Below are 21,363 nucleotides of genomic sequence, written 5' to 3'. Positions count from 1 at the left end.
ACCCTTCGCAGGTCAAAACATCGCACCAACATCGTGCAACTGCACCAGAGGGCGACACAATTTCACAACAAATGAACAACAAAGCCCCCAAATGCCATTTCTGAACACTTGGTCAAGTTATTGCATTAATCAGTCCATTGTTACAAAAAGTAAGCACAAGGGAGTGTGTCATCATGGACTCAACACCACTGATTGAATTGTGGAATCTGAGTAAATTGTTTCCGGGAGTTATCGCCAATGACAATGTCAGTTTCGACATTAAAAAAGGCGAAATCGTTGCGCTTCTTGGTGAGAACGGAGCCGGGAAATCAACCTTAGTTAAAATGATCTATGGGGTGAATCGTCCCGACGATGGGGCTATTTTGTGGGAAAACAAAGAAGTATCGATTCGATCTCCCAACCAAGCTCGGGCCTTAGGTATTGGAATGGTTTTTCAACACTTTTCGGTTTTCGAAACCCTGACGGTAAAAGAAAACATTGCACTTGGGCTCGACAAAGAATTTTTACGCAATATTGAAGATCTCTCCGCGTGCATTAACACTATTAGCCAAAAATACGATTTACACGTCGACCCCGATCGCTACGTACACAGTTTAAGCATTGGCGAACGTCAACGTGTAGAAATCGTTCGCTGCCTCATTCAAGATGTAAAATTGCTTATTTTGGATGAACCCACTTCTGTTTTAACCCCTTTGGAGGTCGCTGGGCTATTTCGTGTTTTGCGTCAGTTGGCCTCTGAAGGCAGCTCCATTTTGTTTATCAGCCACAAACTCAATGAAGTGACCGAGCTTTGCGATCGAGCGGTGATACTGCGCGGCGGTAAAGTGAGCGGGCACTGTAATCCTAAGCAAGAAACCTCTGCCAGCATCGCCCGCATGATGGTAGGCGATGAAGCGGAGATCACCACCTCATTTACTAAAAAGCACGCACAACACGAGCTTTTACGTACCCACCAACTCACACTGTCAGCTTCTCACCCATTTGGTTGCGGACTTACTAATGTGAACTTATCGATTAAGCAAGGCGAGATCATTGGTATTGCAGGTGTCGCCGGAAATGGACAAGACGACTTACTGGAAGCGCTAAGTGGTGAAGATGCTCGTATCCCAAATGAAGCCATTGTGTTTATGGACGCCCAGATTGGGCAGTTGGATCCTCATCAACGCCGTTTAAAAGGGATCACTCACGTGCCAACCAATCGGTTAGGTCAAGGCGCTGTGCCAGAGATGTCTCTTATAGACAATACGCTTTTGACAAACAGTCACCGCTTTACCCGTTTTGGTCTGATTGCAAAAAAGTCGCTGAAAGCATTGACTCAAACATTAATCAAGCGCCACCAAGTTAAGTGCTCGGGCGACACTGCTCAGGCTAAAAGCTTATCTGGGGGCAACCTGCAAAAATTCATTATCGGACGAGAAATAGAACAGACGCCAAAACTATTGCTGTGCGCGCACCCCACGTGGGGCGTAGATATTGCAGCAGCAAGTGCCATTCACCGTAACCTGATTGCCCTTCGCGATGCTGGGTCAAGTGTGTTGGTGGTGTCTGAGGACATTGATGAGTTATACATGATTTGCGATCGCATTGGCACACTGTATGAAGGGCAACTGTCGCCTATTGAACCCGTCGATAAACTGAATAAAGAAACCATTGGCCAATGGATGGCCGGTGCATTCGTTGAACGTAAGGATGTCGCTCATGCTTAAGGTCGAGCCTAGAGTAGAAAGTTCTGCAGTAATGGGATGGCTGTCTCCAGTATTAGCCATCGTACTCACTATGTGTGTCAGCAGCATAATGTTCAATGCGCTGGATATTCGTGTATTAGACGCATTGGACGTGTTTGTTGTCCAACCGCTGACCGACCCCTATAATTTGGGCGAGCTAATGGTAAAAACAGCGCCTTTGCTACTGTGTGCAGTCGGCTTGGCTCTCTGCTATAAAGCTAACGTTTGGAACATTGGTGCAGAAGGTCAGCTTCTCATTGGTGCGGTCGCCGCCAGCACCATTGCGGTCCAAGCCACTGAGCAAAGCAGCGCCGCAATCAGTCTGCTTGCTTTACTTGTAGGGATTGTCGCAGGTATGGCGTGGGCCGCTATTCCTACCCTGCTGTATCGCCTCTTCCACACCAATATAATTCTGACCACTATCATGCTCAACTACGTCGGTTTGTATACGCTACTATGGGCCGTTCATGGGCCGTTAGCCGATCCGCAAGGCTTTGGCTTTCCTGAGTCGGTAATATTCGCCGATCCAGTCTTGCTGCCAACGATCATGGAGCAAGGTCGTGCGACGATTAGCATTATAATCGCTGTGGTCTGCGCCATCATAGCAGGTATCATACTGTATAAAACCGTGCCTGGTTTTCAACTTCGCGTGTTTGGTGAAGAGCCGTCTGCTGCACGATACAGCGGATTTTCAAACAAAAAGATAATTTGGGCAGTCATGTTATGTGCTGGTGCACTAGCAGGACTTGCAGGCGCTGCCGAAGTCACAGGTCCCATAGGGCAACTGATCCCCTCGGTTTCACCTGGTTACGGCTATGCCGCCATTATTGTTGCCTATCTTGGGCGATTAAATCCAATTGGTATCATCTTCGCGGCGTTTTTCATGGGGACCCTGTATATGGGGTCCGATCTCGCGCAGATTGAATTGGGATTGCCTACAGCGATAACCGGTTTGTTTCAAGGAACGCTGCTGTTTTTCTTGCTGGCGTGCGATTTTCTAATCTATTACCAAATTAAAATTGTCCCTTGGCCTTCAAATAAAAACCGCCGTCAAGCGCTCGATGAGTCACGCACTCAAACCAAAACCAAACCGACCGTCCAAGGAGCGAACTAATGGATGCAATATTGATTCAACAACTGGCTATAGCCGCGTTAAAAACGGGCACTCCACTGCTACTGATCGCGCTAGGTGAACTGATTTGTGAGAAGTCGGGCGTGTTAAATCTCGGCCAAGAAGGCATGATGCTCATGGGCGCAATGGCAGGGTTTGCTGGAGCGTTTTACACCGGTAACCTTTGGTTTGGAGTGATGCTAGCGATGGTTGCAGGCATGACCATGTCACTATTGTTTGGCCTTTTGTCACTTAAGCTTAATACCAACCAAGTGGCGACCGGACTGGCACTGACTATCTTTGGTACCGGACTCAGTGCGTTTTTAGGCAGCTCTCTGGTAGGGGCAACCTTAGACGGTTTCTCGCCGTTAGCCATCCCAGGGCTGAGTCAAATCCCATTCTTAGGCCCGCTGCTGTTTAATCAAGACTTATTAGTGTATTTGAGTTTTATCTTGGTGGCAGTGAGCGCTTATGTCATGGGCTATACCCGCATTGGGCTCACACTGCGAGCGGTGGGTGAAAATCCGCACGCCGCCAACGCGCTAGGGATCAAAGTTGTGGCAGTTAGGCTAGGTGCGACCCTATTTGGTGGTGCTATGGCCGGCTTAGCCGGAGCCTATCTATCCCTTGCGTACACACCAATGTGGATGGAAAACATGACCGCAGGACGAGGCTGGATAGCGCTAGCACTGGTAGTGTTTGCTTCATGGAAAATAGGTTACTTAGTGCTAGGCGCCTACCTATTTGGTTTCGCTTCCATATTGCACCTCGTGATGCAAGGTATGGGTGTGGACATATCGCCAAACTTACTGGCGATGATCCCCTATTTGGCCACCATCATTGTCATGGTCCTTATCAGCTCTAATGCGCTTAAGCAAAAGCTTGCTACCCCAATGAGCCTTGGTAAACCCTTCGACGCACGCGTCTAACTTTCCGCTTCTTTTAGTCGGGTCTACACAACAAGATAAAGAGAGCCTTAATCCGCTCTCTTTTTTTGTGCACTTTTGAATGCATCATTTATGTGCAGCTGCGCATAAATGGTACATATAAATTACATTTCCGTTAACTTCTCAGCTAACCCACAAAAACAACAAGCACATAAGTAATTGAAAAATAACAAAACTAAATATAAATCACTCCGTAACACAAAAAACACGACCAATTGGTCAACTTTTTGCAAACACAACATATCAGTAACAAACAAAAATATGCTGACTACGGTCAGCAGTGATGGAGAAAGCGATGAAGGACTATTCTATGCAACTGAAAAAATGGTTAACTGCCACAGCGGTTTCCTTAGCAACATTATATTCTGGGCAACTATTGGCAGACGATCCGCTTAAAGTGGGCTTTGTCTATGTCGGCCCTGTCGGGGACCATGGTTGGAGTTATGAGCACGACCTTGGCCGTAAGGAAATGGAGCAGCACTTTGCTGGCAAAGTAGAAACCACTTACGTAGAAAACGTCCCCGAAGGTGCTGACGCCGAGCGAGTGATCACTCAATTAGCAAAATCAGGACACGATGTCATTTTTACCACCTCTTTTGGCTTTATGAACCCAACACTTAAAGCGTCTAAGCGTTTTCCTGATGTCACCTTTGAGCACGCTACTGGATATAAGCGTAGCGACAATCTGTCGACGTATGCACTGCGTACCTACGAGGGTCGTTACGTCTCGGGTGTTGCGGCAGGAATGACCACTAAAACCAATACCATTGGCTACATCGCCTCTTTCCCGATCCCAGAAGTGATCCGCGATATTAACTCGGTGTATATGGGTGCAAAAAGCGTCAACCCTGATATCGAAATCAAAATTGTATGGGTAAATACTTGGTATGACCCAGGTAAAGAGTCCGACGCAGCTAACGCGCTGATGGATCAAGGCGTTGACGTCATTTTACAGCACACCGACAGCCCAGCACCGCTGATTGCGGCCGAGAAGCGCGGCGTGATGGGCATTGGTCAAGCATCTGATATGAGTTCGTTTGCGCCAAAATCGCACATGTTCTCAGTGCGTGATGTTTGGGCTCCGCACTACATTCGAACTGTCGAAGAAGTCATGACCGACAGCTGGGCTCCAGAAGATTATTGGGGTGGGTTTGCTGACGACATTTTGCAGATTGTCTCTATCAATCCTGATCTTCCAGCCGAGCTGAAAGAAGCCATTGATTCAACCCACAAGTTGATTAAATCTGGCGAGTTCCATCCGTTTACCGGTCCAATCAAGGACAATCAAGGAAACGAAGTGGTTCCTGCAGGTCACACTTTAACCGATACCGAGTTAGCCGGTGTGAACTGGTACGTTGAAGGCATCGACGCCACTATTCCTAACTAACCCCCTTTAGCTCACCGGGTGGACTTAACAGGTTCAGCGGTGAGCTTTTTTATAACCAATAAATTGACCATTTGGACAGCTTTTTAAAACGTTAGGAAAACCATAATGTTAGAGATCATGTTTAACGACCAGATACAGGTTATTAATGGAGCAACAGCCGATACTATGCTGCTCGCCTACTTGCGTGAGCAGCAAGGGCTCACAGGCACCAAAGAAGGGTGTGGCAGTGGCGATTGTGGTGCCTGCACCGTTGTTATGGTCGAGTTGGCAGACGCCTCATCAAACAATCTGCATTATCAACAGATTAATGCGTGCATTACCCCGTTGCATGCCTTACATGGTAAACAAGTCCTTACGGTTGAGTATTTAAAGCAAAGCGACAACTTACATCCAATCCAGCAAATTTTGGTCGACAAACACGCCACTCAATGCGGTTTTTGTACGCCCGGGATCGTCATGTCACTGTTTGCCCTTGCAGCGCAAAAAAGCAAATCCGAACAGCCCCTAGAGTATTTAGCTGGCAATCTGTGTCGCTGTACCGGTTATGGGCCAATCATTGATGCTGCTAACACCATTAATGAACTGGAGCCTACCGCTGTTGATCTCGAAAAAGAAGCCGCGGCTATTAACTGGATGCAGCACTGTGAACCCCTGTCACTGCCTCATTACCAAACACCGACAAACCGCCTCGATCTCGCAAAAGCCATTAAACAACATCCAGATGCGAGCTTTGTCGCTGGAGGCACAGACCTGGCGTTAGAGATCACGCAACAACTTAACGACATTTCGCAATTTATCGACCTAACACAGGTCGATGATTTAGGTTCCATCACTGAGCACAGCACCTACTGGCGAGTGGGTGCTGCCGTTCCGTTGGTTAAGGTGCACGCTTTTTTCAATACCCACTTTCCAACCACCAACGAAGTATTTGAACGTTTAGGCAGTTTAACCATTCGCAACCGCGCCACACTCGGAGGCAGTCTTAGTCACGCCTCCCCGATTGGCGATATTGCGCCTCTTCTGATCAGTTTATCGGGCAAGGTAGAAGTGGATGATGGACAAACGAAGCAGCTATTTAAGACCGAAGACTACATTACCGGCTACCGTGAAACACGCTTAAAACCCGGCCAATGGGTGAGCGCCATACACCTGCCCAAACCCAACCTGAATCAGCAACACCGAATTTATAAAGTCAGCAAACGTTTTGAAGATGATATTTCGACGGTCGTGCTCGGCATCAATTTAGCGATTGGAAATGATCGCCGTATTAAACAGTGCTGCATCGCGGCGGGTGGCGTGGCGGCTCGATCTGTACGCCTAGCTCCGCTTGAGTCGATCATGTTGGGCAGTGAGTTTAATCAAACGCTGGTTAACCGAGTGAAGTCTGCTATTCCAGAGATCGTTCATCCACTGTCCGATGTAAGAGGCAGTGCTGAGTATCGGATTCAACTGCTGCAAAGCCTAATACAACGATTCTATTTCGAGTGCCACTCTATCGATACGAGGTTAAGCCAACATGCGTAAACTTACTCCTCCTGCAAGTTCCACTTCTTCAGCTGAAGCGCCAACATCATGGAAAGTGGTAGGCCAAAGCAAACACCATGAAAGCGCCATCAAACAGACCCGTGGCGACGCGCTATTTATCGACGACATTGTACTACCAGCAGGCGCTTTACATGCGGCCGTGGTGGTCAGTGATGTGGCAAAAGGTGTGATTCAATCCATCGATTTAAGCGCCGTTGAGCAGCACCCCGATGTAGTGAAAGTGCTAACGGCGGCTGATATACCAGGAAAATCGGATATTGGCCCCATCTTCGAGGGTGATCCACTGCTTGCTGATGGTCAGATTAAATATCACAGTCAGCCCATTGCTTTAGTTCTCGCAACCTCTCATCGCAGCGCTTGGCAGGCGGCAAAGCTCGCGTCGATCACACTCATGGATCAACCTGCATCCGTGGCATTCGACAGCGCAGAGCGAGAGCCACACATATTGCCAGCTCGACAATTTATCAGGCCAAACCACATCGAAACATCCAGCGAAGGGCACAGCGACACGTCAAGCGCTGACGACGTCATCATCAATTCCTCTCTGTCGATTGGCGGCCAAGAACATTTCTACCTTGAAGGTCAAATTAGTTTGGCGATGCCAAGCGAAGACCGCGGGATATTTGTTCGAAGTTCTAGTCAGCACCCAACCGAGGTACAAACTTTAGTCGCTGAAGTTCTTGGGATCCCTTTTAATCAGGTCACCGTCGATATGAGGCGAATGGGCGGCGGATTTGGTGGCAAAGAGTCGCAAGCTGCTCAATGGGCGTGTCTTGCCAGTTTAGGGGTCCACCATACTGGTAAAGCCGTAAAAATGCGTTTACCTCGGGGCATGGATATGTCCATGACTGGTAAGCGCCATCCTTTTCACAACCACTATCAACTGTCCGCAAACTCAGAAGGCATCATCAACAGCGCATCGATTACAGTAAATGGATTATGCGGTCACTCGGCGGACCTGTCCGGCGCTATTGTTGACCGAGCCATGTTTCACGCCGACAACGCCTACTACCTCAATAAAGCGACGATCACCGGAAACCGATTAGCGACCGACACCGTGTCGCATACCGCCTTTAGAGGATTTGGTGGTCCACAAGGGATGATCACCATCGAAGCGGCGATGCAACACTTAGCGATCGCGACGGGCAAAGATGCATTAGATATTCGTCTCGCTAACCTCTATCGAGACGACAAAAACATCACCCCCTATGGTCAGGAGGTGGAACAAACCAACGAAATGAAAGCGATCATCGAGCAGCTTGAACAGAGCGCCAATTATCGCAAGCGACGTCTGGCTATTCAGCAGTGGAATAAAACCAACCCAGTACTTAAAAAAGGACTCGCGCTAACCCCTGTCAAATTCGGCATCTCATTTACTGCTACCCATTTGAATCAAGCTGGAGCGCTGGTTCACATCTACACCGATGGAAGTGTTCAGGTATCTCACGGCGGTACGGAAATGGGACAAGGATTGCATACCAAGGTGGGGCAAATTGTGGCGCAAACTTTGGGGATCGACTATCAACACATTTTGGTGACGTCGACGCGCACCGATAAAGTGCCTAACACCTCACCCACAGCGGCGTCATCAGGCGCCGATCTCAATGGAATGGCTGCGCACAATGCCGCCAAAACGATTAAAGAGCGTTTGATCAATTTTGCTCAGCAGCACTACAAACTCAGCGAGCCCATTGAGATTATCGCGGATGAGCTCGTGAGTGGAGCATTCAGACTCTCGTGGCACAAGCTTGTCCAAGAGGCTTACTTTGCCCGCGTATCGCTTTCTAGCAATGGCTTCTACAAAACCCCTAAGATTTGGTTTGATATGGAAAAATCGGTGGGTAGACCTTTTTTCTACTTCTCATTAGGCGCTTCATGCAGTGAAGTCACCATCGATACACTCACTGGTGAAATGCAAGTAGACCGAGTCGATATTGTGCATGACGTGGGTAACAGCCTTAACCCAGCCCTAGACTATGGTCAAATAGAAGGCGCCTTTATTCAAGGTATGGGCTGGCTCACAACCGAGGATTTGCGCTGGGACGACAGTGGCAAACTCGCCAGCAATAGCCCGATGAACTATAAAATTCCCACCATTGGTGACTACCCGGCACAACTCAATATTTCACTGAGTGAACACGCCAATCCAGAACACAGTATTTACCGCTCTAAAGCGGTAGGTGAGCCGCCCTTTATGCATGCCATTAGCGTGTGGTGCGCCGTCTATGACGCTATTGGTTCGATCAGCGATCACACCATTGCTCCTAAGCTGCAAGCCCCCGCGACGGGTGAACAAATTTTGCAGCAATGCATGGCTCAGTATGAACAAATTGGTTACACGCGCGCCGAGGTTAAATCCACGGACTCGCGAGCTAAGGAGTGGGTATGAATACACTAAAGCCTCAATCATTACATTCCCCTTCCCTCTCCTGGCTAGAGGCGTGTCAGTGGCTAGAATCTGAGGCTCAAGCTTATTGCATCGCCACGGTAATAGCGCATATGGGATCGGTGCCAAGAGACAGCGGTAGTAAAATTGTGATCACCGAGTCGAGTCAGTATGACACGCTGGGCGGCGGCAACTTAGAGCACCAGATCATTAATCATGCTCGGGAGCAATTAACCCATCGCCTCAGTGAACCAAACGCCAATCAGACGGAAATCATCCGCTTTGCACTCACCGCCGACTTAGCGCAGTGTTGCGGAGGGGCGGTTCAAGTACTGCTTGAGTATTTCAATACCGCGCCCCAAAGGGTCGCTCTCTTTGGCGCAGGCCATGTTGGTCAGGCTTTATGCACCATATTGGCGAAACTGCCCTGCGCCGTCACCGTCTACGATCAAAGAGTCGATTGGTTGTCGACATGCAGCGCACTGGGTGTGGCCACGCAGTCTTTTAACTGTGCAGAGTCCGCGATACGGGGATTACCCAATAATACCTCGGTAGTGATCATGACCCATGATCACGCTCTCGATTACTCACTGGCAGAACAAGCTTTACAAAACCCACGCCTTCCCTTTGTAGGACTTATTGGCTCTGCGTCTAAAAACCAGCGATTTCGCTATCGGTTAAACCAGTCATTGGACAATAGCCAACTGCTTGAAAAGTTAACCTGCCCTATTGGACTTCCCGACATCAAAGGCAAATTGCCAATGCAAGTTGCAGTTTCGGTAGCGGCTCAGTTGATGCAGCAATTTGAGAAAAATAGCTCTCTAACACAGGTGCCAACATCCACTGCGAAGCTAAACACCTCTGAGCAAGTCACCTCTACGCAAGTCACCTCGAAGAAAGTCACCTCGAAAAAAGCAAACGAGATCCAATGGCAACAGGCCAATCTGGCGCGCAAGCAAATAGCGGCAATGCCTTTGGAGGGAAGTCACCATGGATAATCCACTGCCTATCACTGACGACATGGTCTTTATCGACCTAACCTGCGACCAACTGCAAACCGTGTGCAGCAGTGCGCATTGGCAACAGGTTATGGGTCAAAAGGCGCCATTTGTGAGTCGAGAGCACCTTATAAAATCGGCAACACAAGCGTTTGATGAGTTATCTCGAAAAGATTGGCTTGAAGCCTTCGCCGGGCACCCGATGATCGGCAATTTAGAATCACTCAAGAAAAAGTACGCCCAAGGGGCCGCTTTGAGTGAACAGGAGCAGTCTGGGACTAAAAGCGCCTCCGAACATGAGCTGCGCTCATTACTCACCCTCAATCAAGATTATGTCGAGCGCTTTGGCTTTATTTTTATCGTCTGCGCCACCGGTCAAAGCGCAGCCTCGATGCTGATAGAACTCAAACGACGCATTCGACGCGATGCTCAACAAGAATTTGACACAGCCACCACCGAGCAACGAAAAATTTCGATGATTAGACTCGATAACCTTATTTTGGAGACTCTAAAATGAGCCAACAACCTCCTGGCAAAAGTACTTCACTGCCGACCATCAGTTGTCATGTACTGGATACCGCACAAGGCTTGCCAGCACCAAACATTGACGTCTCGCTATTTGTGTTAGGCCAGCAGCAACCCATCGCCACTGGGATCACCGATATCGATGGCCGAGTCGTCCTTGATACCAGCAACCAGAGCATCGAAAGCAACACTTTACAGCTGCGATTTTATACCGCTGATTACTGCCTTGCGCAGTATAAGAGCGCCTTCTATCCGTTTGTTGATGTGCACTTTACCGTCGACCCAGAGCAGCGTTACCACATCCCATTACTGTTATCGCCTTACGCGTACTCCACCTATCGAGGCAGTTAGTATGAACCAACAAATACATCGCGGCAGTTTACTGCACTTTCCAAAATCGACCATCGATCCGGCCAATAACTACCAATACATTAGCGACGGCGTATTGGTCGTCGAAAACGGTAAAATATGTCATATCGGTGAGGCAAAGGCGTTTTTTAGTGACCGCACCAATCAGCAACGTCTTGAACAAGGCGAGGTTGAGTTACACAAAGGACTTCTATTGCCAGGGCTGATAGACAGCCATGTCCATTTCCCACAAATCGAAATGATCGCAAGCTTTGGCAAGCAGCTTCTAGACTGGCTCAATGAATACACCTTCCCCACCGAAATGCAGTTTTCCAACCCGCATTACGCACAAGCGCAAGCAGGCTTTTTTGTGGAGCAGCTATTCGCTCACGGCACAACCACCGCCAGTATCTTCGCCACCGTTCACACCCAGTCGGTCGACGCTCTATTTGAAGCAGCTCAGCGGTATAACGCTCGTATGATTTGCGGCAAAGTATTGATGGATCGATTTTGCCCTGAGGCATTACAAGACAGCGCTGAAAGTGGCTATAGAGACAGTAAGACGCTGATTGAACGTTGGCACAAACAAGGTCGCGCTATGTACGCAATTACCCCTCGCTTTGCGCCTACCAGCACCCCAGAGCAATTAGCCAAAGCCGGTCAATTAGCCAATGAGCACCCAGACACTTTCATCCAAACCCACCTAAGTGAAAATCTCGGTGAAGTCGAATGGATCAAAGAGCTTTATCCAAGTTGCCCCGATTACTTAGGCGTGTACGAGCGCTACGACCTTGTACGCGACCGCGCGCTATTTGGGCATGCCATTCACTTAAACTCTCGTGAATATACAGCGCTATCACGCTCAGGCGCGAGCGTCAGTTTTTGCCCCTCGTCCAACTTATTTTTAGGCAGTGGTCTGTTTGATTATGGCGCAATGCAAGACCATAACATTCCGGTGTCTATTGCCAGTGATGTTGGCGCAGGAACCAGCCTTAGCTTATTTGCCAATCAAGCGGACGCCTACAAAATTTGCCAGCTTCAATCACTGAGCCTAAACCCTTTCGAATCGCTTTACCTCTGTACTCAAGGGGCGGCGACTGCCATGGGACTTAGCGATCAGATTGGTAATTTGAACGCTGGCACAGAAGCCGATTTTATCGAACTCGACTTAATGGCCACCCCAATGTTGCAGCAGCGATTAGTGCGCTGCAAAACCCTCGATGAGCAGCTGTTTGCCGCCATCACATTAGGCGATGAACGCCTGATCGAAAAAACCTACGTTAATGGACAACAAGTGTATCAAAAAGGAGCAACGTCATGTGGCCACAACTCTACGAGTGGATTGCACTCTTCATTAAATGGTTCCATGTCATCTGTGCGATAGCTTGGATTGGTGCGAGTTTTTACTTCACTTGGCTAGACAACAGCCTAAAAACCCCTCCGCAATGGAAACAAGATCGCGGCATTAAAGGCGATTTGTGGGCGGTGCACGGTGGTGGGTTTTATGAAGTGGCCAAATACCAAGCAGGCCCCAAAGAGATGCCAGAAACCTTGCATTGGTTTAAATGGGAGGCGTACACCACCTGGCTCACAGGGACTGCGCTGCTGGTCTGGATGTACTATTTCAACGCCGCGGCCTATTTGGTCGACCCGCAAGTATTAGATCTTACCGGCCCTCAAGCCATTGGCTTAGGGTTAGGTGCGATCCTTGTTGGGTTAATGACCTATGAAATCATATTGCGCTCACCACTGTCTCGCACAAAAATCTCGTTAATGGCAAGCTTAGTTATTGCAGGAACGCTGTTCTTTTACCTGTTCTGTCATGCGTTTAGTGGGCGTGGTGCATTTATTCACATGGGAGCGTTAATTGGCACCATTATGGCCAGTAACGTGTTTATTAGCATCATTCCGGGGCAGCGAAAAATGGTGGATCAGGTGGCGGCAAAGCAGCCCATCGACCCCAAACCAGGGCTCGAAGGAAAAAGACGCTCCATCCATAACAATTACTTTACCCTTCCCATCGTTTTTTTGATGATCAGCAATCACTACCCGATGGTGTATCAACACGCCAATAATTGGCTGGTGGGCATGGCAATTTTACTGCTTAGCGCATGGGTTCGGCACTATTTTAACCTTAAGCATTCGGGTCAAAAGCAGCCCTGGGTTGCCATAAGTGGTGTGACAGGGTTGTGCGCGCTAGCGATAGCAGTGAGTTACCCAACCAACCACCCGCATTCTAGTATGCCAACAGCCACGAAGCAGTCGTTGCCATCCACTTCACTGACGGAGTCTCAGCAGGTGGTCATGACTATTATTGACCAGCGCTGCGTAAGCTGCCACAGCCAATCGCCCAGTGATGACGTATTTACCATTGCACCCGGAGGGGTAAAATTTGATAATTGGCCAGAGATTGAACGCTGGGCACCTAGAATATTAGCACGCTCTGTTCATACCCAAGATATGCCTTTTCTTAATAAGACCCAAATGACGCCGCAAGAAAGGTTGCAGCTAGGGAAGTTACTGCAATAAAAAAGCCGGAGTGGATAAACATCCACTCCGGCTTTTTTATTTAATAATATATTTAATACTCTTCAACAGCTTCATCAGAATAATCCGATTGATTGGCCATAACAGGCTGGTACTTTCCTCGGCTGTTTAATGTATGGAATGTTTTTCGGCCTCTGGCTAACTGAAGGTACTTTAACCACGTACGCTCAATTTTGCTCTTTGCTTTACCGGGGTTATGCAACACCTTTATAAAGTGCCGCTCTTCTGCATTGACCGGCAGTATCTCTCCAAGCTCAAGCGCTATTAGGGTTTGTCCAAAAGTGGTAAGAATTTCATCTTCTGAAATAGTGAAATTCCCACATTTCCCGAAACCACGCGGGAAGGCTACATTGTCGAAAAAGCGTCTTTCTCCAATACGAATATCACTGTCTATCATTGTCTTGTCCTCAATAGGAATCGATGGTCATGTTTCAAGTGAACAATATTGGCTAAATAGGCATTTTTCCAACGAAATATTTTTTTCTTATCAATAAAATCTGTTTGTCGATACAGAAAAATATCCACAAAAATTCATTATCGAATCAATAGAAATTATTCAATGAAAAATGACCATAGTTTTTAAAATAACCAATGACAGTTCTAAATAAATTACTATAATCCGCGCACTATTTAATATCGCCTCATCAACTGATTTACCAATTAAGAGCCAAGTTAATGCTAATCCCAGAGTTCAACCTCCCACCCAAAGTTTTGTTCACAGCGGCCTTTATCGTTGCTGTGTGGATCGTAAGACAGCTATGGATTACCACAATCAAGCGTTCGAGACGACGTTTGGAGGAGCGACAAAAGAGCTGGATTAGCGTCGCCAAAAACCTGTGTAACCTAGCCATTGTGCTTGGAATTGCTGCAGTGTGGTTGTCTGAATTGCAGAACTTCGCAATCTCGGTAGCAGCGTTTACCGTCGCCTTTGTGGTGGCGACAAAAGAACTGTTGCAGTGCTTTTTAGGGTTCTTTACTTGGGCGACTAACCGCCCTTTTCGTGTTGGAGATTGGATTCAAATCAACGATCAGTATGGAGAAGTGGCTGAAATTGATTGGATAAAATTTAGATTGCTCGAGGTCGACTTTGAAAATGGCTATAGCTATACCGGACGTTCAATCACCGTTATGAACAATGTGTTGCTCACTCACTCAGTGATCAGCCTAAATTTCATGCGTCGATACGTTATGCACAAGTTCTCGATTTATCGAGACAATAGTGTAAATTTATTTGAGCTTAGAGAGCCTGTCACACAGACAATAAACGAGCTGATCGCACCGTTTCAAGATGTAGCAGCGCGATACTCTAACCTTATCAGTAAGCGTCTCGAAATCGAAGCCACATCCATCGAGCCGTTTATCGATATTCATACCTCGGATCTCACTCATCAGGTCTTTTCGATTACTTTGTTTTGTCCAACTGAAGAAGCACACCAACTTGAGCAAGCCATTACTGAGCGGTTTATGGCACTGTGGTATCAACATGTGAGCTGCAACAACACAGAAAAAATCGTTTAATGAAATTGCTGGAGCTAAAGAGGTCGGTTAGTCATCGACTAAATTACGACTAATCGCACTAAATGGGTCGGGTTAAAAAAAGCCTCCTTTACAGCTAAGTAAAGGAGGCTTGGTTAGGTTTTGCTATTTTATTTGTTCACGAAATTCAAAGGATAAATTTCGTGGTCATGCATCGTTCCGTCACTCGCAGTAAAGGTTGCTCTAAGCGAATAAAAATGCCCTTCAGGTAACTCGCTTGTTGGCTTCACACCATCCAATGGTATTGTGTAAGAGTAGGTACCAGATACGGTATCTATTGCATCAGACTCTACAAGTACGATATCTCTTTGAGGTAACCATTTACGTTGGAAATGACGCAGCCATACTCGTACCCCACCTTCATCGGCAAAGATGACTTTGTTGCCTGTACCTGCATGATAATCAAGTTCGATAGTCATGTTTTCACCCAGAACTATTGGTTGCGTTGCGTATTTGTCACTGTCGTGGATGTTCACGAAACCTTCAATAAACGGCTCAACGGTCAACGAAACACTATCGTTAATCGCACTATTTGCGCTTGAAGTCGCGACAATCTCAACATCACCAGCGGACACGCCAGTGACCACACCTCGATTGTCGACGACAGCAACTTGTGGGTTGCTGCTGACCCATTCTAAGTTGCTATTATCCGGTTGGATTGGCTCAACTGATGATTCGATGGCAACACTTTGACCAACGATAACACTGCTTTTATTCGCCACTAATGAGAGCGCTTCGATAGGCTTTGCAGTCCACTTGGCAACAGTAATGGTTTTCTCAGCTTTAGTCTCACTTACAGTGCTATGCGCGGTGATAACAGCAGATTGACCCGCTGAACCCGTTGCCGTAACAATACCGTCAGCGTCAACACTAACAACGTTATCGTTACTGCTTGACCAAGTAACGGACGCATCGGAGTTGTGAGGCAGTGCATCAATGTTAAGCGGCATTGACGTATTCTCACGAACCTCATCATACGCCGATACTATCTCTAGATTCGTAGGATCAAGCTCATCGGTAAAGAACACTTGATTAACCGATTTATTGTTAAACTCGGCGGTTTCACCGTTTCTCCATGTCACCACTATCGACTCAATTTTTTCAGCGCTGCCCAATCCAAAATGAACCGTATTCAACAAGCTTTGTGAGAATACTTCACCCGTTGACCCAACGCGTTTTTGCCATTCACCTTTGGCGGTCTTAACACGTACCTTGGCCGAAATTGGATCAACATTATCGCGAGGAGAGTAACCCACTCGAACTAACGCATAGTTGCCAATGTTTTCAGTTTGGTTACTGTATAGATACCACTCACCAAACTCACTACCACTTAAAATATCAACGTTACCATTAAGATTGAAATCGAAAGACTGACCCATATCACCATAGCCTGGTCCACCGAAGTCGGCGGCGCCGTGCATAGTCACCGCCTCAAAGCGATCCTTATTATTAAGTAGCATTAGGTCCGAAATACGATGGTTAACATTACCCCAGCGATAGATGAGCAGATCTTGTTGACCGTTGTTGTTAAAGTCACCCGTTATAACGCCCTGCGCATTGCCACCTTTTGGAATATTCCATTCGCGCGATACATCAACAAAAGCATCACCGTCGTTGCGCAAAAGTACATCGTCTAAGTTTCGGTTTTCAGGAACAAAATCGAGTTCGTACGACGTTACACCCGTCAGATTAAATTTGTAAGCCCAAAAGATATCGCCTTTACGTACTAATGCTGCTTTCCATTTGCCATTTCCTAAATGTCCAAAGTAAACACCATTTTTATTGGTATCCTCTGGCCATCCCTCAGCGTCTTCAGCCGAAAATTCAAACTCGCTGCCCGATGTGACGTTTGTTGCAACTTTATCCTTACCTAGATAGATAGGATAGTCTTTGTGGCGAAAGCCGTTTTGCCCCAAGAAGTAATAATTATCGAGTTTCAGTGGCCCGTCAGCGGTAAATTCCCAACGGTCACTACCATGGTATGGACGTGGTTTAATAGAGAACTGCTTCAGTTCTGGATCGAAATCAACGGATGTGGCTTCACCACGGCCATGTTCAAATTCCTTGCCGCGAGCAAAATACAGATCCGTCATTCCATTGTTGTTTATGTCTAGATCGACGACTGCCGAAATTTGCTTGCTGTCTCGTAACTCTTGAGGGAATTGCTCAGTAATATCGGTAAACGTGAAATCCCCATTGCCCAACCACACCGAGAGCGAGTGCCGATGGCCATATAAGATAATATCGTCGATACCATCATTATTAAGGTCTGTAACTAACGCTCTTTCAGGTTGTTCCGTTTCAATGCCAGGAACGGTTTTGAGTTCAAACTTGCCATCGCCTACATTTTCATAGAAATGATGTTGAGGTGTTTCTCCAAATAAACCCATTTCGTTAATCATGACGAAATCGAGTTTACCATTTTGGTTAAAATCGCCCCATTTCGAACCTCGCCCCCGAGCACCTTTTTCAATACCAACGTCGCCTGTGTAAAGCACAAACTCATCGTTGTTATTTTTATAGAAATTGTTCGTTGCAGGGTTGCGACCGTTTCCTCCCCCTTGCGCGAGTATCATGTCTAAGTGACCATCTCCATCATAATCAGCAAAAGACGTACCGTGTAAGTCATGCATTGTCCATCTTGAAAGATCTTTGTGATGCTTCGTTACCGTACCGTCTCCATTATTCCAATACAATTTACTGGTGACGTCATTATGATTATTGACTACAAAGTCATAAAAGCCATTGTTGTTGATATCGGCGACCGTGGGGCCTGCGTATTTAAGTGAATTCACCTTATCTATCCCAGCTTGTTCCGAGATATCTTTGAATTGAGGAATCGTAATACCAGATACATCCTCTAGCTTCATTGAGTTAACGATAATGGTGGAAGTCAAACTTTTAATTTTTATTGAAATATCACCAAGCTGCTTAAAGTTCACCAAGACTGAAAGTTGCTGTTGTCCTTTTGAGGGTACATTAATATTATCTGCGATCAGCTCATCATCCGCGAAAATGCTTAAGGTTGCGTACGCTCCTAAATTATTCACGTCTAAATTAATTCTCTTGGTAGAGCTCCCTTCAACTTGGGCACTAAACATAACTGGCGTCTCTGGAAATACTTCCATATTATTACTGCCAATTTGCTGTGCTTGTGCAAATAAAGAGTATGAGAGACATAGTGGTAATAACGCTAACTTTGACTTAAATATCGTCATTTATTTTCCTGCCAACTGTAGAGAATGCCTAACGGCAAACGTTTGAGAAATTATTTGAATGCGGGGTTCATTAAGAACCTTTTCCTGTAGCTATTTCGAACCGAAAAGACATTATTTCGAATCAACTAGCCTTTTCAGCGCTGTGATATTTTTGCTCTATCAACGTGCCTCCTTAAAAAACTCATGATTAACAACTACATACCCCACCAATTAGAGCTATCTTAACTGATACCCACGATAACTGGTTGTCCTATGTGGTGCTATTGGTCATCCAATTTCGGTGATACTACCATCATTTAGCAGACCAATATTTGAGCTGTGTCGCAAAGTCGCTTGGCTAAAATTTATACCGTAAGAAAATGTAACGGGGGTATGTGTCGAGTTGAGGGCAGTCATCACCTTACGTTTAAATAAGGTTTCTGACTCAAGCATTACCTTTATAAGTCGCTATGATAAATAACACGTGCTACTAGAAACTTATGGCACTTCGTTATTTAACATATCGCTTGGAACATGGTAGAAATGTAATTTTAGACAGTAAAAAAGGGGATTTACTGGGGACTTGGTTCGCCCGCTTTATGCTAGTTTTACCGATGCTTTAGTCTACAAAATATTTTGTAAACGGTAATTTTATGTTGGGATTATTAGTATTAATAATGAGTATCAATAATTGTCAATCAAAAGATGATTTGCATAAAATCAGTCTCTGCTCTTACAATCCTTTGAAAATCAATAGTGCTCGTTGCGGAGCGCTTTAACATTTATTAATTTAAAGAATATAAAAGAAATATGCCGAAATAGGCACGACAAACAGCAACACGATACACGCTTTTTTTGTCGACTCTAGTTTCACTTGCCGTGACGATTTACGATCGGTGCGTCCCGTCACCATGGCTTTCACTAAAGGTTTGCCTTTGATCTTATAAATCGCAATAGCGGCCAGATGGACACCAATCACGTAAGGCAGAATGGTCGAACCCCATTCGTGCGTTTCAACCGCTAAATCGTACAGGTCATCGGTGATCAACAGCGCCGTAATACTCACCTCGTCGAACAACCCACCAACCACCATCCCGGTAACGCACTGAATAAACAGTAGCAAGATCATTACCACCACCATCCATCCCCCTGCCGGGTTGTGTCCTACTGAGTCATCTTCTCGACCTGATAGATAACTGAACACGCGCTTTGGACCAGCCAAAAACTGAGAAAAACGGCTGGTTTCACTACCCAGTAATCCCCACACTATGCGCCACAAAATCAGGGTTATTAGCAGCAGACCCAACTCAAAATGCGGTCCTTCACTAAGATTCCCCGTGATAATCATCGCGACAACCAAAAAGGCCTGTCCCCAATGGTAAAGGCGTGTCGGTAAGTCCCAGATTTGCATGGCTCTCTTCCTTAGCGGTGTTGACAAAAATTTACACTACCCAATTTGCATGCGCAACTGGGACTCGGTACATTATTCACTTAAACAGGACGTTATTACCTTAAAAGGACAGAGTAATGAACAAACCTCTACTCGTACTATGCATGCTCTTGCCAACGCTTGCGCTGGCCAACCCTCATAAAGAAATCATTGAAGCGCGCCAAGCTGCATTTCAAACCGTAGAAGAGAATACCGACGCCATTGCCGCTGCGCTGCGAGGCTCCGAGATCGATTGGGCGGCTCTAGCAACACTAAGCGCTCAATTGGTCGAACAGACTCTGCTGCTGCAAACCGCCTTTCCACAAGGAAGTACTGAAGACAGTAAGGCAAGAACCTCTATTTGGGAAAACCCAGACAAGTTCAAAGAGCAGTTAGCCAAACTCGATGCCAGCATGATTCAGTTAAACACTGCGGTTTTAGCACAAAATCAAAGCGGTGCTAGCGATACAATTAAGGAAGGCCTCACCACCTGTAAAGCTTGCCACAGAAGCTACCGTGCTCGTCGTTAATACCTCATACAGCTTATGCGCTAGCCCTTAAACAGTCATTTTGGGTTGGCGTACATTGACTTCTAAATATTACATGGGTGCATAATGCTAACTCCTAGTGACAAGTCGTTGGTGTTATTGTTCTAACCCAGATATGCCCGGTTTTAAACTTGCGCACCAGAACACTGATAATACCCACAACAGATCAACTGTCCTTATACTAGGGGTAGACAAGCAGTTCCAATGCTTTAGAACTCTCTTTTACAATAAAAACAGACGCTTATAGACACAATTTAGTCGGCATATCTATTCAATAGTACGCTCAGTCGTGTTAGCTTGTATCTAAAGATGTGTATAAGGGTTATTAATATGGATTTTAGAAGCTTACACTTTCAACCACAGCCGGTTATTTTATGTAACGTATGGGATGTAACTAGTGCAGTTATAGCAGAGCAGGCTGGCTACCAGTGTATCGGTACCTCCAGCGCGGCAATCTCGCACCTATTTGGATATTCAGATGGAGAAGAAATATCTTTTTCTGAATTGCGCGATCTTGTGATTAAGATTAAGAGTCGCACAACCATTCCATTAACGGTTGATATTGAGGCTGGTTATGGAGATACCGTTGCTGAAATCTACGAGAATATTAAGCAACTAGCGGAGATCGGAGTTGTTGGTGTTAACATCGAAGATAGCATAGTCATAGATGGAAAGAGAGTTCTAAAAGATCCATATGTAATGGAAGAGACTATCTCTGGTTTAGTCGCACTTTTACGTGCATCAGACGTTTCTATATTTTTAAACGCTAGAACCGATGCCTATTTAGTTAAAAGTGCTGCTCCTCTAGAGGAAACAAAGCTTCGCATATCCCTGTATGAGAGAGCAGGAGCAGACGGCATTTTTGTTCCATTCTTAGACGAGCCAAAAGATATTAAGATTCTTGCTGAATTCACGGATTTACCCTTAAACGTAATGTGTACACAACGTTTGCCTGATTTTAGGGCTCTTTCCGAGTTAGGAGTAAAACGCATTAGCATGGGGAATTATGCTTATAGTAAGATCTGTAAAGAGTTGGAAAAAGACTTGTTGAACGTCGCAGCTACTCAGTCATTTGCACCTCTGTTCGGTGACACCAACTGAGTCAGGGGAAAGCAAATTATTCGCGATAACGAAC

At 46.4% G+C, this 21,363-nt stretch carries 17 protein-coding genes; 14 read left to right on the top strand and 3 right to left on the bottom strand.

Annotation, left to right across the window (positions count from 1 at the left end; translation table 11 throughout):
* Nucleotides 1-173 precede the first annotated feature (173 nt).
* The 11 genes from ST37_RS14555 to ST37_RS14505 all read left to right on the top strand — a co-directional run bounded on the left by ST37_RS14555 (nt 174) and on the right by ST37_RS14505 (nt 13,500).
* Entirely contained in the window at nt 174-1,706 is a 1,533-nt protein-coding gene (locus ST37_RS14555; protein WP_084887620.1) for an ABC transporter ATP-binding protein, read from the top strand.
* Nucleotides 1,699-2,838, top strand: a complete 1,140-nt coding sequence (locus ST37_RS14550; protein WP_084887618.1) for an ABC transporter permease — start codon at nt 1,699-1,701, stop codon at nt 2,836-2,838. Before ST37_RS14555 ends, ST37_RS14550 begins: the two co-directional genes overlap by 8 nt.
* Nucleotides 2,838-3,764 (top strand): ABC transporter permease, encoded by a 927-nt coding sequence (locus ST37_RS14545; RefSeq protein ID WP_084887617.1) that lies wholly within the window; start codon nt 2,838-2,840, stop codon nt 3,762-3,764. Before ST37_RS14550 ends, ST37_RS14545 begins: the two co-directional genes overlap by 1 nt.
* Nucleotides 3,765-4,092: 328 nt before the next feature.
* The gene (locus ST37_RS14540; RefSeq protein ID WP_084888149.1) at nt 4,093-5,169 is read left to right on the top strand and encodes a BMP family ABC transporter substrate-binding protein; all 1,077 of its coding nucleotides are present in this window, start codon (nt 4,093-4,095) and stop codon (nt 5,167-5,169) included.
* Between the two features lie 105 nt (nt 5,170-5,274).
* Complete coding sequence (locus tag ST37_RS14535; protein ID WP_084887615.1) at nt 5,275-6,693, top strand: FAD binding domain-containing protein; 1,419 nt, start codon at nt 5,275-5,277, stop codon at nt 6,691-6,693.
* Nucleotides 6,686-9,103, top strand: coding sequence for a xanthine dehydrogenase molybdopterin binding subunit (gene xdhB / locus ST37_RS14530; protein WP_084887613.1), 2,418 nt, complete (start codon nt 6,686-6,688; stop codon nt 9,101-9,103). Before ST37_RS14535 ends, xdhB begins: the two co-directional genes overlap by 8 nt.
* Complete coding sequence (gene xdhC / locus ST37_RS14525; protein ID WP_084887611.1) at nt 9,100-10,098, top strand: xanthine dehydrogenase accessory protein XdhC; 999 nt, start codon at nt 9,100-9,102, stop codon at nt 10,096-10,098. Before xdhB ends, xdhC begins: the two co-directional genes overlap by 4 nt.
* Nucleotides 10,091-10,615, top strand: a complete 525-nt coding sequence (gene uraD / locus ST37_RS14520) for a 2-oxo-4-hydroxy-4-carboxy-5-ureidoimidazoline decarboxylase (RefSeq protein ID WP_172401001.1) — start codon at nt 10,091-10,093, stop codon at nt 10,613-10,615. The genes xdhC and uraD overlap by 8 nt, the downstream gene beginning before the upstream one ends.
* Nucleotides 10,612-10,974 (top strand): hydroxyisourate hydrolase, encoded by a 363-nt coding sequence (gene uraH / locus ST37_RS14515; protein ID WP_084887609.1) that lies wholly within the window; start codon nt 10,612-10,614, stop codon nt 10,972-10,974. The genes uraD and uraH overlap by 4 nt, the downstream gene beginning before the upstream one ends.
* 1 nt (nt 10,975) lies before the next feature.
* Nucleotides 10,976-12,355, top strand: a complete 1,380-nt coding sequence (guaD, locus tag ST37_RS14510) for a guanine deaminase (protein ID WP_084887607.1) — start codon at nt 10,976-10,978, stop codon at nt 12,353-12,355.
* Nucleotides 12,289-13,500 carry a urate hydroxylase PuuD gene (locus tag ST37_RS14505; RefSeq protein WP_084887605.1) on the top strand — a complete coding sequence of 404 codons (1,212 nt, stop codon included), beginning with the start codon at nt 12,289-12,291 and terminating at the stop codon, nt 13,498-13,500. The genes guaD and ST37_RS14505 overlap by 67 nt, the downstream gene beginning before the upstream one ends.
* Nucleotides 13,501-13,552: 52 nt before the next feature.
* Here ST37_RS14505 and ST37_RS14500 read toward each other — a convergent pair whose 3' ends face one another.
* On the bottom strand, nt 13,553-13,915 hold the full coding sequence (locus ST37_RS14500) for a DUF413 domain-containing protein (RefSeq protein WP_084887603.1): 363 nt from the start codon (nt 13,913-13,915) through the stop codon (nt 13,553-13,555).
* A 278-nt stretch (nt 13,916-14,193) separates the two neighbouring features.
* Between ST37_RS14500 and ST37_RS14495 the strand changes: the two genes are divergently transcribed.
* Nucleotides 14,194-15,036 carry a mechanosensitive ion channel domain-containing protein gene (locus ST37_RS14495; protein ID WP_084887601.1) on the top strand — a complete coding sequence of 281 codons (843 nt, stop codon included), beginning with the start codon at nt 14,194-14,196 and terminating at the stop codon, nt 15,034-15,036.
* Nucleotides 15,037-15,164: 128 nt separating this feature from the next.
* Here the strand turns inward: ST37_RS14495 and ST37_RS14490 are convergent, their stop codons facing one another.
* Complete coding sequence (locus tag ST37_RS14490; RefSeq protein ID WP_084887599.1) at nt 15,165-18,272, bottom strand: FG-GAP-like repeat-containing protein; 3,108 nt, start codon at nt 18,270-18,272, stop codon at nt 15,165-15,167.
* A gap of 769 nt (nt 18,273-19,041) precedes the next feature.
* Complete coding sequence (locus tag ST37_RS14485) at nt 19,042-19,662, bottom strand: cytochrome b/b6 domain-containing protein (RefSeq protein WP_084887597.1); 621 nt, start codon at nt 19,660-19,662, stop codon at nt 19,042-19,044.
* Nucleotides 19,663-19,778: 116 nt separating this feature from the next.
* Here ST37_RS14485 and ST37_RS14480 point away from each other — a divergent pair, with 116 nt between their 5' ends.
* Nucleotides 19,779-20,210 (top strand): cytochrome c, encoded by a 432-nt coding sequence (locus ST37_RS14480; protein WP_084887595.1) that lies wholly within the window; start codon nt 19,779-19,781, stop codon nt 20,208-20,210.
* Between the two features lie 348 nt (nt 20,211-20,558).
* Nucleotides 20,559-21,329 (top strand): isocitrate lyase/phosphoenolpyruvate mutase family protein, encoded by a 771-nt coding sequence (locus tag ST37_RS14475; RefSeq protein WP_172401000.1) that lies wholly within the window; start codon nt 20,559-20,561, stop codon nt 21,327-21,329.
* The last annotated feature ends 34 nt before the right edge of the window (nt 21,330-21,363 follow it).

This window comes from Vibrio sp. qd031 (assembly GCF_002100145.1).
Lineage (GTDB): Bacteria > Pseudomonadota > Gammaproteobacteria > Enterobacterales > Vibrionaceae > Vibrio.
This window is presented reverse-complemented; position numbering and strand designations above follow the sequence as displayed.